Source organism: uncultured Campylobacter sp., from assembly GCF_938045465.1.
Classification (GTDB): domain Bacteria; phylum Campylobacterota; class Campylobacteria; order Campylobacterales; family Campylobacteraceae; genus Campylobacter_B.
This window is the reverse complement of the sequence record NZ_CALIBF010000194.1, coordinates 1-13,894: the sequence shown is the minus strand read 5'-3', so window position 1 is coordinate 13,894 and position 13,894 is coordinate 1. Positions and strand designations below refer to the sequence as shown.

Sequence of the window (13,894 nt, the reverse complement as noted above, 5' to 3'; positions counted from 1 at the left end):
CTTGGCAGTAGTGCTAAATGCGATGGAAGGCAAGGGCGTGCATGTCGTGACCGTAAACGACTACCTGGCCAAGCGCGATGCTGCGCAGATGGGCGAGCTATATGAATTTTTAGGGCTTAGTACCGGTGTGATCGTAGGCGGCGAATACGATGACGCCAAGCGCAAGGCTGCATACGCGTGCGATATTACGTATGGCACAAACAACGAGTTCGGCTTTGACTATCTGCGTGATAATATGAAATTTAGCGCGGATGAAAAGGTGCAACGCGGGCATCATTTCGTAATCGTCGATGAAGTTGATAGTATTTTAATCGACGAAGCACGAACGCCACTTATCATCTCTGGCCCTACGAACCGCACTCTAGACGGCTACATCAAGGCAAATGAAGTAGCTCGCCAAATGATCCGCGGTGAGGCGCCAGCCGATCCGAAAGGCAAGGCGACGGGTGATTTTACCGTAGATGAGAAAAACCGCGCCATTTTGATTACCGAAGCGGGAATTTCAAAAGCCGAGAAGCTTTTTGGCGTCGATAACCTCTATAGTCTCGAAAATGCCGTGCTTAGCCACTACCTTGATCAAGCACTTAAAGCAAATTATCTTTTTGAAAAGGACGTGCACTACGTCGTGCGCGACGGACAGGTCGTAATCGTGGATGAATTTACGGGTCGTCTTAGCGAGGGGCGCAGATTCAGTGAAGGCTTGCACCAAGCTCTTGAAGCTAAAGAGGGCGTGCAAATCCAAGAGGAGAGCCAAACTCTTGCCGACATTACCTTTCAAAACTACTTCCGTCTTTACGAAAAACTCGCCGGTATGACGGGTACGGCACAGACGGAAGCAACGGAATTTTCTCAAATTTACAAACTCGAAGTAGTCTCGATCCCTACAAATGTGCCGGTCATCAGAAAGGATCAAAACGATCTTATCTACAAAACCGAGCGCGAGAAATTTGACGCCGTCATTGGTGAGATCAAGCGGCTAAATTCCAAAGGCCAGCCCGTGCTCGTGGGCACCGCGTCGATCGAAAAAAGCGAGAAGTTGCACGAGCTTTTGGTTAGAGAAAACATCGCGCACTCCGTGCTGAACGCCAAAAATCATGAGCGCGAAGCGCAGATCATCAAAGACGCGGGCGTAAAGGGTGCCGTAACGATCGCTACGAATATGGCGGGACGTGGCGTGGATATCCGCATAGACGACGAAGTGCGCGCTTTGGGCGGACTATATATTTTAGGTACCGAGCGCCACGAAAGTCGCCGTATCGATAATCAGCTCCGCGGACGAAGCGGGCGCCAAGGTGATCCGGGCGAGAGTAGATTTTTCTTAAGCTTGGAGGATAATCTGCTTAGAATTTTTGGCAGCGACAAGATTAAAAATATCATGGATCGCTTGGGTTTGAAAGACGGCGAGCATATCGAATCAGGCATGGTTTCGCGCGCAGTAGAGAACGCGCAGAAAAAGGTCGAGAGCTTGCACTTTGAAGCGCGTAAAAATATCCTAGAATACGACGACGTCGCAAACGAGCAGCGCAAGACGATCTATAAATATCGCAACGAGCTTTTGGATCCCGACTACGATCTGAAAGATAAAATCATTCAAAACCGCGAGGAGTACATCTCTAGCGTGCTTGAGGAGCTTGAAATTTTTGACGGCGCAAATATCAAAGAGGTCGATAAATTCCCGATCGTCGCCAAAATCGCTCAAGAAACGGGCGAGGTGCTCGAAAATAGCGAGCTTGAGAAGGTCGATGATTTCAAAGAGCTGAAAGAAAAGATCATCGGCGCGCTTGCCGTTTCGTATGAAAATAAGATGGCGCCGATCGATCCGCAGCAGCGAAAAAGTATCGAAAAGATGCTTTATCTGCAGATCGTCGATCGCGACTGGCGGGAACATCTGTATCAGATGGATATCCTAAAGGCGGGCATCGGACTTCGCGGCTACAACCACAAAGACCCGCTTACGGAGTATAAAAAGGAGAGCTACAATCTCTTTATGGAGCTTGTAATGCGCCTCAAATCCGATAGCATCCGCTTGCTGCATTCGATCCAGTTCAAATCACAGGAGGAGATCGAAGCCGAGCAGCGCGCGATGCAGGAGCGTATGGAGAGCTCAAACGCCAAAGAGCTCGCCGCTGCAAGCACGAATGAGGCGCAGCTAAAGGGCCCTGATGAGTTCGGCGATAAAAAGCCTAAGCGCAACGATCCTTGCCCTTGCGGCAGCGGCAAAAAATACAAAGACTGCCACGGCAAGGGCGGTCCGAAAAAAGGCGGCTTTGCGAGGTAAGCGCGACGATCGGTCGTAAATATCGCGCGATCGGTGATTTCGATTGCGAGTATTACGCGACCGGCGCTTTTCGATCTTGCTTTGCTTCTGTGTTCAGCGGATATGTCGCGGGCGAGAGCGTCATAAAATTTTAAAGGGGCTCGATCGCTAGGCGGCGTGGACAGAAATTTTAAAAGAGCTTGATTGTGAGGCCGCGCGGACGGTGAGCAAAGCTGCGCGATGGAGCGGAACTTTGGTTTTGAAATTTTAAAATTTCAAAGCGCACTTGGTGCCTTTGACTACTTGTTTTCGCAGCGCCGTTACGGTGCGCCGTGCGGCAAAACGCGAACGGCGCACGGTGCTTAAATTTAGTGCGCGGCTAAGATACAGCATTCATTTAAAATTTTAAATTTATGCGATACGGGCGAGCTTGTAAGCAAAGCTCGCCTTTAAATTTTAAGAATTTCAAAATTCTAAAAAGTTTTAAATTTCTAAAATTTTAAAATTTTGAGGCATTTGAAATTTTAAAATTTAGAATTTAGGTTTAAAATTTTAAAGTTTTGGTAAAAAGGTCTGTTTGATTTGCCGTATCCGATATCTCTTGGGGGCGAATTTCATTTCGTATAAGTAGATTTCGGCGCGATTTTAAATTTTAAAGCAGGCTGGAGTTTCTATATTTGACGCCGCAAAACCCGTTTTTGGAATTTTAAAATTCCAAAATACTTAAAATTTCACATAGAATTTAGTGCCAAATTTTATGTAAAATTTTACAAGGACGGCTTTTTGGTAAAGTATTTATTATTCAAATATCTCAGATTCGACCGCTCTCAGCCCTTCATTACGCTTTCGGCGCTGCTTGCGTTCTTGGGCGTCGGCGTGGGGCTTACGGTGCTGATCGTCGCGATGGCGATAATGAACGGTTTCGATAAGGAATTTGAGCGCAAGCTCTTTACGATGAACTACCCGATCACGATCCACAGCCACTTTCGCGGCGGCATTTCAAAAGACGACGTGGAGGGGCTGCGGGCGGACTTCCCCGATCTGATCTTTAGTCCGTATATTAGCTCGCAAGTTATCGCCAAAAGCGGCGAGAAGCTCGAGGGCGGGCTGATTTTCGGCGTAAATTTAAACGATGAAAAGCGCATTAATTCGGTCGTTGCAGCAGGCGCCAAAGACGCCAATCTAACGGACTACGGCATCATGATAGGGCGCGGGATCAAGGACGAGTTTATGCTGGATGAGGGCAGTAAGATCACGATGATCTTTACGAAGAGCGATCCGGGCGGCTTTGCGCTGATCCCTAAGATGAAGCGCTTTGACGTGCGCGCGGATTTCAGCTCCGGGCTGATCGCCTACGACAAGGCGTATTCCTACGCAGACGCAAGCGATCTAGCCAAAATTTTAGGCTACGACGAGGGGACCTTCGACGGCGTGCATGTTTTTTCAAACGATCCGTTTAAGGATCTGGAGCGCATCAAAAAAAGCCTCCCTAGCGGCACTAGCGCCGTGGGCTGGTGGCAGCAAAACGGCAATTTTTTCAGCGCCCTTGCGCTTGAGAAGCGCGCGCTTTTCATCGTGCTGATGCTAATAATCCTAGTCGCGAGCCTAAATATCGTAAGTTCGCTTCTGATGACCGTGATGAACCGTCGCCAAGAGATCGCGCTTTTACTTAGCCTGGGAGCTAGTAAAAAGGAGGTCAAAAGGACCTTTTTCGCGCTCGGAGCCACGATCGGCGGCGGCGGCATCATATTCGGGCTCATTTTGGGCCTATTTGGCGTGTGGCTGCTCGGAAGCTTCGACATCGTAAATCTGCCGGCCGACGTCTACGGAAGCTCGAAGCTGCCGATGGAGCTCTCGCTAGGCGATTTGGCGATGATTTTAATCGGCGCGGTGCTTATCGTGGCGCTATCGTCGTGGTACCCGGCCAAAAAAGCCACGCAGATCGACGTGCTGCAAACGCTGCGCAACGAGTAAGCCGTTTAGAAATCGCAGTTAAAATTTTATAAAATTTTAAAGAAAGGACCAAAATGAAAAATTTTATATTATGTGTTGCTGCAGCAACGATACTAGCGGGCTGCCAAGCGCATAAACAAGAGCCACAAAAAGAGCCTATGATGCAACCCACTCAAAGCTGCTCTACCGGTGGTTGTATGGATGCCGTAAGAAAGGCTCAACAGCGTCAAGGCATTCGCCCCGTTATGAAATCTCAGCTCCGATAAGCCCTGTAAATTCATAGCTCAATCGACGGAATTTTGCTTAGCTTAAATTCCGCCGGTTTTAAATTTTGCTATCTTAAAATTCTATTTAACGTAAGATGTCATTAGTCTAAAGCTGCGGAATTTCATTTAAAAATCGCTTTAAAATTCCCGTAAAATCCGCGAAATAAATCTAAATTTTATAAATTTTAGGGTAACATTCCCTATTTCTCAAAAAGGCTTTAAATGACTTTAATCGACGGCAAAAGCATAAGCGCAAAGGTAAAAGAGGAGATCAAATCGGTCGCTTCAAACCTTGCCGCAAAGGGCGTAGAGCCCGCGCTGGCGGTGATTTTGGTAGGCGAAGACGCGGCTAGCAAGACCTATGTCGCGAGCAAGGAAAAAGCCTGCGCCGCCTGTGGGATCCGATCCGTAGCGCACCGCTTGAGCTCCGACGTGAGCGAGGCGGCGCTTTTAGAACTGATAGAAAATTTAAACGAAGACGAAAGCATCGACGGCATCTTGGTGCAGTTGCCGCTTCCAAAGCACATTGATACGAATAAAATTTTAGAAAAAATAAGCCCGCAAAAGGACGTGGACGGATTTAGTGCGATAAACGTAGGCAAGCTTACTAGCGGGCTTGCGGACGGTTTTGTGCCTTGTACTCCGCTTGGCGTGATGCGCCTGCTTGAGGAATACGGCGTGCAGATAGTGGGTAAAAACGCCGTCGTGCTGGGGCGTAGCAATATCGTCGGAAAGCCGATGGCGAGCCTGCTGTTAAATGCCGACGCCACCGTCACTATCGCTCATAGCAAGACGAAAGATTTAAAGCGGCTTTGTGCAGACGCCGACATTTTGGTCGCGGCGGTCGGCAAGGCGTATTTTGTGGGCGCCGATATGGTAAAACAAGGCGCGGTGGTAATCGACGTGGGGATCAATCGCGGCGAGGACGGCAAGCTAAGAGGCGACGTCGATTTTGACGCAGTCGCGCCAAAATGCTCGTTCATCACGCCCGTGCCCGGAGGCGTGGGGCCGATGACGATTGCTATGCTTTTGAGCAATACGATAAAATCGGCGAAAAATCGCTTAAGACAAAGAGCCTAAATGAAAATACTAAGCAAAATTTATAAATTTTTATCGAGTTGGACGGGGACGGTCATCGTCGTTTTATTCGTCATTCTTTTTGTTGCGCAAGCCTTTGTGATCCCTAGTGGATCGATGCGCACTACGCTTTTGGAGGGCGATTTTTTATTCGTTAAAAAATTTAGCTACGGCATCCCGACCCCACATATTCCCTTTGTAGAGTGGCAGGTAGCTCCTGATAGCGACGGAGATGGGCATATCATCCGCGGCGAGGGTCCGAAGCGCGGCGATATCGTGGTTTTTCGCTATCCGCTTAATGAAAAAATGCACTTTGTAAAGCGAAATTTTGCCGTAGGCGGCGACGAGGTGATATTTGATCTGAATAATTTCTACCTTCGTCCGCATGAAGGCGACGAGTTCATTGCTGCAAACTACGATACTCGCGACATTGTGATTTTGGGCGGCGAAAAATATGTCAAGGAACCCTATAAATTTAAAGGTATCCACTACGACCCTAATAATCGAAACTCGATGCTGGCAAACGTCAAAGCTGCGCTTGATGGGGGTAAATTTGCTATGAAGCCCGTCAGTCTAAGCGAGATCGGGCAAAATTTCGAAAGCATGGGGCAGAGTTTCAATGCCTTTTACATCAAAGTGCCGCAGGATGAGTATTTTATGATAGGAGATAATCGCAATAACTCTGCCGATAGCCGCTTCTGGGGCCCGGTACCTTATCGTCTGATCGTCGGTAAGCCGTGGTTTACATATTTTAGTATCGATGCCGATCGCAAGATCCGCTGGGAGCGAATCGGGCGCTTTGTCGATACCTTGCAAAACGACGAGAGCCTAATCTATGAGCAAAAATAAGGAGCGGCAATGCAAATAAATAAAATTTTCATAGCGAGCGATCACGCGGGCTTTCGTGCCAAAGAACAAGCTAAAAAAGCGCTCGCCGCTTTAGGTTACGAAGCGGTTGATCTTGGCACGCATAGTGCCGAAGCGAGCGTGGACTATCCCGATTTTGCGGGCGCGCTGGCGGATAAAATTTTAGCCGAATGTGAAGCCTGCGCGCGAAGTGAAAATTTTAAAGAAAACGACGGCGAAAATTCCGCTGCGGCCGCGGAAAATTCCGAAGCAAGTGACAACGAAAATTTTGACGCAAGCATAAACGGCTGCGGAAATTTTAACGACGCCGTACAATGCAGCGGGAAAAATGAAAATTTTAACATTATAAAAAACGCTAGTCGTCAAAATTTTAACACTAGCGAAAGCATGACTACCTGCGTAAATGCAGCCGTAAGCCCTAATGCGAGCAAAGATAAAATTTTAAATTCCACCGACTACGGCATTTACGGCGTTTTGATTTGCGGTACGGGCATCGGTATCAGCATCGCCGCAAATCGCCACGCTCACATCCGCTGTGCATTGTGTCATGACGCGACTAGCGCTAGATTAGCCAGAGAGCACAACGACGCCAACGTCCTAGCCTTCGGCGAGCGATTAATGGGCGCGCTGGTGATCGGAGATATGATTAGGGCGTTTTTTAGCACCGATTTTGCGGGCGGTAGGCACATTAAGCGCGTCGCAAAGCTAGGCGCTTGCGGTAGTGCGAATTGCGCGCATGGATTTAATGGGGAGAATTCCATGCAGAATTCCGCTCAAAATTTTGCGGAACAAAGCTGTGGCGCTAATTTAAATGGGCGGAATTCCAAATCAAGCTTCGCCGGCAAAAGCCCTTCTAGCAAAAATCCTATCGACACGGATTCCGCGTCAAATTTTGCGCGGAGCTTTAACGATAAAAATTCCTTTTTTACCGGCGAGAATTCCTTGATAGGCTTTTGCGGTGCACATCATATAAATTTAAATTCTACGCACGCAAAGATAATCTTTAATGAGAAAAATCCGCTAGATAAAAATTCCACTAGCACAAATTCTACGTTAAATTTTACGCGCGCGAGCGTTTGTAAGAAAAATTTCGCTCAAAAAGCTAGCCGCAAAGATTTTGTCGGTTTGAACCCCACAATTATAAATTTCAATGTTACAAATTCCTTCTTTATGAACGTTAAGCTAAAAAACGCAAATTGCGCTAGTACGGGTTTAACAGATGAGAATTCTGCTATTACGAGCATAAATTTAAAGGGAGCAAATCTTTCTAACGCGTATTTTAGAGGCATAAATTCTGCCTATTTTAGCATAACCTCCGCTACTATGCGCTTTGCAAATCCAAATGAAGGAGGCAAGCAATGAGCGTAGCATTAGGCGTTTTAGCGCTATTTTTTGCAGCACTACTTATTCTATCGATCCGAAAAAATTCTAAAATTTACGCCCTTCTTCGTAAAAGCGAGCAGAAAATTTCAAAGCTTAAAAGCGATAACGAAAAGCTCAAAACTGCCCTTCGCTTCGGCATTGAGGCCCTGCAAAATGAGGAGAGCGAAAACTGCAGCTTAAAAATCCAAAACGCAAGATTGAAAAGAGGTAAGCTATGAAAAGTCTAAGCAGCGAGCAAAAAAGCTATTTATTTCGCTCGATCCGCACCGTGCGCGACTTCCCAAAGCCCGGTATTTTGTTTTACGATATCACGACGCTCGTAGGCGATCGCGAGGCGTTTAATTTCCTGCTTGATCATCTAGCCGAGCGCTACGCCGATTACGGACTTGATTACATAGTAGGCATAGAAAGTCGCGGATTTATTTTTGCAGCGGCACTTGCTGCGAGGTTGAGGGTTGCTTTTGTGCCAATTAGAAAGCCAAAGAAGCTTCCTTATATCACGATTTCGCAAAAATACAGCCTTGAATACGGCTTCGATCAGGTCGAGATGCATGTGGATGCATTCTCCGGCGTGCAGGATGCCAAGGTGTTGCTAATCGACGATCTTATCGCCACCGGAGGCACCGCACGAGCGGCATTAGATCTCATCGCGCAGACGCAGGCTAAGTGCGTTGAAGCCTGCTTTTTGCTAAATTTACGTGAGTTAAACGATCTAGGCGAGTTTTCGCGTCGCACAAACGTTTATTGCGTTTTAGAGGCGTAATTTTGGAAGAGCTACTTAAAAATTTATTACAAGAATACCACCAATACGCCTATATCGTGCTTTTTGTTTGGTGTATTTTAGAAGGCGAAATCGCACTGATTTTAGGCGGCATAATGGCGCACGAGGGGCACATAAATTTGCCGCTAGGTATCTTTGTCGCGGGTCTTGGGGCATTTTGCGGCGATCAGTTTTATTTTTATATCGGTCGCTACAATAAAAAATATATCAGTAAAAAGCTCGCGGCACAGCGCCGGAAATTTGCGATCGCGCACCTACTTTTGCAACGCTACGGCTGGCCGATAATTTTAATGCAGCGCTATATGTATGGCTTCCGCGTCATCATCCCGATGAGTATCGGCATCACTCGCTACAGCGCAAAGAAATTTGCGATTATCAATCTTTTTAGCGCTTGGTGCTGGTCAGGCGCAACGATGGTTTTGGCGTGGTATTTTGGCGAGGAGATCTGGAGCGGGCTGCGGCTAATCGAGCAACACTGGTATTTTGCGATACCTATCATAGGCGGAATTTTATATCTATTTTTTAGGTTATTTAAACGTATGGAAAATCACTTTATGAACTCACGAAAGGAACGAGATGAAAGTAAAACTGCTAGATCGTAAAATTAACGAGATAGAGGCGGATTTTGAAGTTATTTTAGTTGTGGATAAAAATTTAAATCACGAATTTATTAAAGACACGGATAAGTTTGCGCTTTTTAATTACAAAGGCGAGGGCAATCTACTGCTTGCCGAGAGCGGACGGCTGTACGTCGGCGTTAAGGAGCTTAGCTTCGATAGGTTGCGAGCGGCGCTTGCGAGCGCATACAACGCGCTTAAGGGCTACGCGATTAAAAATTTCAAAATCGCCTTTTATAAATGCGGATGCGACCGCAGAAGCACGATGGCGATGGTCGAGGGCGTGCTTTTGGGCGGCTATGAGTTTAACAAATACAAAAGCGACAAGAAAAGCTCCAGCTTGAATGAAATTTTAATCTCGACGCAGGAGTACGGCGGCAGTAGCCCCGACGTGCAAAAGATGAACTACGGCGTGCAGCAGGGCACCGTGATGGCAAATGCCGCAAATTTCGCGCGCGACGGCGTCAATGAGATCCCCGAAATTTACACGCCCGAAAAGATGGCGAGCGAGGCTGAAATTTTAGCGTCTAACTACGACGACGTGAGCGTTAAAATTTACGACGAGGACTTTTTGCGCGAGCAGAATATGAATGCGTTTTTGGCGGTCAATCGCTCCAGCGCTCATCCGCCGCGCTTAATTCATCTGATCTATAAGCCGCAGCGCTGCCTAAAGCGCGTCGTTTTCGTCGGCAAAGGGCTTACTTACGACAGCGGCGGGCTAAGCCTCAAGCCTGCCGATTATATGCTTACGATGAAAAGCGATAAAAGCGGCGCGCTCGCTGCAATGGGTATCATCAAAGGCACTGCCGAGCTTGAGCTACCGTTTGAGATACATGCGGTTATCGGCGCTACTGAAAATATGATCGGCGGCGATTCGTATAAACCCGACGACGTGCTGCTTAGCCGCAGCGGCGTAAGCATAGAGGTGCGAAACACCGATGCGGAGGGGCGGCTCGTGCTTGCCGACTGCCTAAGCTACGCGCAGGATCTTGAGCCTGATCTGCTAATCGATATGGCGACGCTTACCGGCGCTTGCGTCGTGGGCCTGGGCGAATACACTAGCGGCATCATGGGAAACAGCGAGGAGCTAAAGCGTAAATTTAAAGATTTTAGCGATTGTAGCGGCGAGCTATTTAGCATTTTGGAATTTAACGATTATCTGCGCGAGCTAATTAAAAGCAGTATCGCAGACGTCTCCAACTGCGCTTCCAGCAGATACGGCGGCGCGATAACCGCGGGACTATTTTTGGATAAATTTATCAAAGACGAGTATAAAGACAAGTGGCTGCACCTTGATATCGCGGGGCCTGCGTATCTGGAAAAGGCGTGGGGCTATTACGCAGTGGGCGCGACTGGCGCGGGCGTGAGAGCAAACTTATATTTCTTGCAGGCTCTAGCCAAAGAGCTGAAGGACGCGTAGATGGGGCTGTCAGTAGGGATCGTAGGGCTTCCGAACGTCGGTAAATCCACCACTTTTAACGCTCTTAGCGGCGCGCAAAACGCGCAGGCGCAGAATTATCCATTCTGCACGATCGAGTCCAATAAAGCGGTCGTGCCCGTGCCCGATGCCAGGCTTGGCAAGCTAGCGCAGATCGTTAAGCCCGGTCGCATCGTGCATTCGACCATCGAGTTTGTAGATATCGCGGGCCTCGTGCGCGGAGCGAGTAAAGGCGAGGGGCTGGGGAATAAATTTCTTTCAAATATCCGCGAGTGCGAGATCATCCTTCATATCGTGCGCTGCTTCGAAAGCGGCGACATAACTCACGTCGAAGGCTGCGTCGATCCTATCCGCGACATCGAGATCATCGAAACCGAGCTGATTTTAGCAGATATCGAGCAGCTTGGACGCAAGATCGAGCGTCTCGGCAAGGAAGCCAAAGCAAACCAAAAGGGTGCTAAAGAGGCGCTAGCCGTAGCAAACGAGCTTTTAGCGCATCTAAACGACGGCAAGCCCGCTTCAAATTTCGCGCTCAAAGAGGATGAAAACTACATCGCTTTAAATCGCGAGCTGCGCCTGCTTAGCGCCAAAGATGTAATCTACGGCGCCAATGTGGACGAGGACGGCATCGCGCAGGATAACGAATATGTCGCGCGCGTAAGAGAATACGCGAGTGCTCGCGGCGCCGAGGTGATCAAGCTCTGCGCCAAGATCGAAGAGGAGCTCATAGGGCTAAGCGACGAGGAGACGCACGAGATGCTGCAGAGCCTGGGCTCGCAGCAAAGCGGGCTGGAGCTAATCATCAAGCGCTCATTTGCGAAGCTCAGCCTCATCAGCTACTTTACCGCAGGCGAGATGGAGGTGCGCGCATGGACGATCACGAAGGGCTGGAAGGCTCCGAAGGCCGCGAGCGTTATCCACAACGACTTTGAGCGCGGATTTATCAGAGCCGAGGTGATCGGATTTGATGATTTTATCGCATGCGGCGGCGAGAGCAGGGCGAAAGAAGCGGGCAAGATGCGCCTTGAGGGCAAGGACTACGTCGTGCAAGACGGCGACGTGATGCATTTTAGATTTAACGTTTAAATTTGTTTTTAGGCGCGTTGAAATTTGGCCTGCGATGGCTTTAAAATTTTGTAAAATTTCAGCTCAAACGCGGGCTAAATAAATTTTGATTTTTGGAGCAGCGGCTTTCGGCTGAAATTTGTATCGCTAGAGCTACAATGGGACTTGAGCGCTAAAGCATCGTTAAATTTCACAGCGAAATTTAATCGGCTTGGCTCGCGTTAAAATTTTTACACAAGCAGAGTCGCCTCGCGCAGGATTTGCGCTTAAATTTGCCTGGCAAAATATGTCTAAGAAATACTTCCAAAATCGCGTTAAAATTTATACGCGGCAAAAACTGCGCGTAAATTTAAAGGGTGAAATTTTAACTAAAAATCGCAATAGCTCGTATCTGCGTGCGATAGTATTTGAGCTCTATATTTAAATTTACGGCTTACAAATTTGATATCCGGCGATTTTTAAATTTTTATGATCTTAAATTTGAATACGCTGTTTTAGTACGTGGCACGAACCGCGCTCGTAAAGCTAACCGTATTAAATTTGCCGCCGATAGGCGCGGCGGAATTTAATGAAAACCCAAAACCAAACCCGCTTAAAATTTCGCGGTTTTATTTAGGCGGCAAGCGTAGCGGTTTCCGCGCGGAATTAGGAGCCGCGGAATTTTGTCGCGTAGAATTCCGTCGCGCCGCAGAGCCTTGCAAGCAAGATGAGCGGGTTTTTCTAGCGCCGAGCAAACAAGCGCCTAGTAAGCGGCGCGAAATTTAAACTTAATTTTGGAGGATTATGCGAAATAAGCAGCCCTGTATCGAAGGCAGGATAGAAAACTTGCACGTCCGCGTCCTTAGGCAGGAGATCGAGACGCTCATGCTTTTTGAGATCGGCGGCGTTCGTTTTCGCATGCGTTGCAGGGCGTTCTCGTTTAAGCAGGGCGATTTGGTGCGCGTAAAATACTGCAACCAAGGATATCTAGGCAGCCTCGTCGCCTTGGAAGTCGAGCGCCGCAGAACGCCTTTGGAATATGCCCGCGATTTTGCGTTGAGCTCGCTGGATGCCGCAAAACGCACGCTATCTTTAGCTTGGGACATTTTGATTACATTCGGTCTGATCTTTTTCGCCACGACGGTATTTTATGCGATATATTTTGCGTTCGCAAAAGACGCATTCCCAAACCTGAGCGATTTTTTCTACACTTGCGCGGGGCTTGCGTTTGTTGCGATGATAATTCTGGCATACGTTTATACGATCGTCCGCACTATTGAAAGGCGCGCACCTCGTTTGACACGGATATTTTTGACGTGCACCTACTTTGCTATATTCCTTATGTTTTTTACCGCCGTTTTTATCATCGCGCTTGCAGCATTGCTTTATATTTGCGATATTTTAGGCTTTAGGGATTATTTCTTTTCTTGTTTAGTGCTCGCATTCGTGTGTTCGTATCTGGTTTGCTCTACTTACATGCAAAAACTCTCATCGTGGCGCAAGCGTCGTAAGAAATAGCGCTACTCCACCGCAAAAATACACAGCGCGTAATTTTTGTCATTCCGCTGCCTTAAATTTTACATATTAGAATTTCACACCGTGCTATAAATTTTATGCGCCACAAAATTTTGAAATTTCGTTTCGTACAAATACGGCAAGCTACAAAATTCCGCCACGCGAATAAAGCATACTATCACGTTACGGGCATCGATAATCTACTCGTTTATTCCGCCAAATTAACCCATGCCGCCGTAAATTTTATGTTTTAAAATTTCACGCCGAATTTCTCGCGGCTAAAAAGCCCTAAGCACCGCCGTAACCTGTGCGCTTTTGCGCGGCGAGAAGTAGTGCACGAAGCTAGTGCAGGAGCCATCAGGCACACATATTTCAGTGCTTAGCTTATGCCTTACGTGGATGGAGTCGATACTCGGGATTGTTACCGATGCGCTTGCGATGCCGCTGTATTCGCCAACCTCTATCGGCGCCTCTAGCTCATCCTTTTCAAATACTACGCGCCCGCTTTGCTCTTGCTCTAGCTTAGTGTTTTTCAGCACGATCTTCGGCGCATTTTCGCGGTTTATATAGTCAAATTTTATGTTTAGCTCATACGGAGCGCCCGTGGAGTTATCCTCCGAGAAATCAGGTAGCGGATCCCCTTGCCGATGCTCGAATCTCTTGCCGATAGTCGTAGCGCGCAAGTCCGTATCTATC

General features: G+C 47.9%; 12 protein-coding genes and 2 pseudogenes. 13 read left to right on the top strand and 1 reads right to left on the bottom strand.

What is annotated here, in order from left to right:
* The 13 genes and pseudogenes from secA to Q0413_RS09545 form a co-directional block, all read left to right on the top strand.
* A partial coding sequence (gene secA / locus Q0413_RS09605; RefSeq protein ID WP_298989772.1) for a preprotein translocase subunit SecA occupies nt 1-2,278 on the top strand: 2,278 nt, incomplete at its 5' end.
* Between the two features lie 762 nt (nt 2,279-3,040).
* On the top strand, nt 3,041-4,231 hold the full coding sequence (locus tag Q0413_RS09600) for an ABC transporter permease (protein WP_298989768.1): 1,191 nt from the start codon (nt 3,041-3,043) through the stop codon (nt 4,229-4,231).
* 53 nt (nt 4,232-4,284) lie between these two features.
* Nucleotides 4,285-4,476 carry a hypothetical protein gene (locus Q0413_RS09595; protein WP_298060846.1) on the top strand — a complete coding sequence of 64 codons (192 nt, stop codon included), beginning with the start codon at nt 4,285-4,287 and terminating at the stop codon, nt 4,474-4,476.
* 222 nt (nt 4,477-4,698) lie between these two features.
* The gene (gene folD / locus Q0413_RS09590) at nt 4,699-5,556 is read left to right on the top strand and encodes a bifunctional methylenetetrahydrofolate dehydrogenase/methenyltetrahydrofolate cyclohydrolase FolD (RefSeq protein WP_298989766.1); all 858 of its coding nucleotides are present in this window, start codon (nt 4,699-4,701) and stop codon (nt 5,554-5,556) included.
* Nucleotides 5,557-6,402: a signal peptidase I gene (gene lepB / locus Q0413_RS09585; protein ID WP_298989763.1), complete on the top strand. Its 846-nt coding sequence runs from the start codon at nt 5,557-5,559 to the stop codon at nt 6,400-6,402.
* Between the two features lie 9 nt (nt 6,403-6,411).
* Nucleotides 6,412-6,576: pseudogene (locus tag Q0413_RS09580) on the top strand (RpiB/LacA/LacB family sugar-phosphate isomerase); the annotation flags it as partial.
* Between the two features lie 309 nt (nt 6,577-6,885).
* Nucleotides 6,886-7,131, top strand: a pseudogene (locus tag Q0413_RS09575) (RpiB/LacA/LacB family sugar-phosphate isomerase); the annotation flags it as partial.
* A 647-nt stretch (nt 7,132-7,778) separates the two neighbouring features.
* On the top strand, nt 7,779-8,021 hold the full coding sequence (locus tag Q0413_RS09570; protein ID WP_297882774.1) for a hypothetical protein: 243 nt from the start codon (nt 7,779-7,781) through the stop codon (nt 8,019-8,021).
* On the top strand, nt 8,018-8,566 hold the full coding sequence (locus Q0413_RS09565; protein ID WP_291937052.1) for an adenine phosphoribosyltransferase: 549 nt from the start codon (nt 8,018-8,020) through the stop codon (nt 8,564-8,566). Before Q0413_RS09570 ends, Q0413_RS09565 begins: the two co-directional genes overlap by 4 nt.
* Before the next feature lie 2 nt (nt 8,567-8,568).
* Complete coding sequence (locus tag Q0413_RS09560; RefSeq protein ID WP_177388946.1) at nt 8,569-9,186, top strand: DedA family protein; 618 nt, start codon at nt 8,569-8,571, stop codon at nt 9,184-9,186.
* The gene (locus Q0413_RS09555; protein ID WP_298989759.1) at nt 9,161-10,621 is read left to right on the top strand and encodes a leucyl aminopeptidase; all 1,461 of its coding nucleotides are present in this window, start codon (nt 9,161-9,163) and stop codon (nt 10,619-10,621) included. Before Q0413_RS09560 ends, Q0413_RS09555 begins: the two co-directional genes overlap by 26 nt.
* A complete protein-coding gene (gene ychF, locus Q0413_RS09550) occupies nt 10,622-11,725 on the top strand; it encodes a redox-regulated ATPase YchF (protein WP_298989756.1) in 1,104 nt (367 codons plus the stop codon).
* A 762-nt stretch (nt 11,726-12,487) separates the two neighbouring features.
* Complete coding sequence (locus Q0413_RS09545) at nt 12,488-13,201, top strand: hypothetical protein (RefSeq protein ID WP_298989753.1); 714 nt, start codon at nt 12,488-12,490, stop codon at nt 13,199-13,201.
* Between the two features lie 275 nt (nt 13,202-13,476).
* Here Q0413_RS09545 and Q0413_RS09540 read toward each other — a convergent pair.
* Nucleotides 13,477-13,894, bottom strand: a 418-nt coding sequence (locus tag Q0413_RS09540) for a hypothetical protein (RefSeq protein ID WP_298989750.1), incomplete at its 5' end; no start/stop codon positions are given.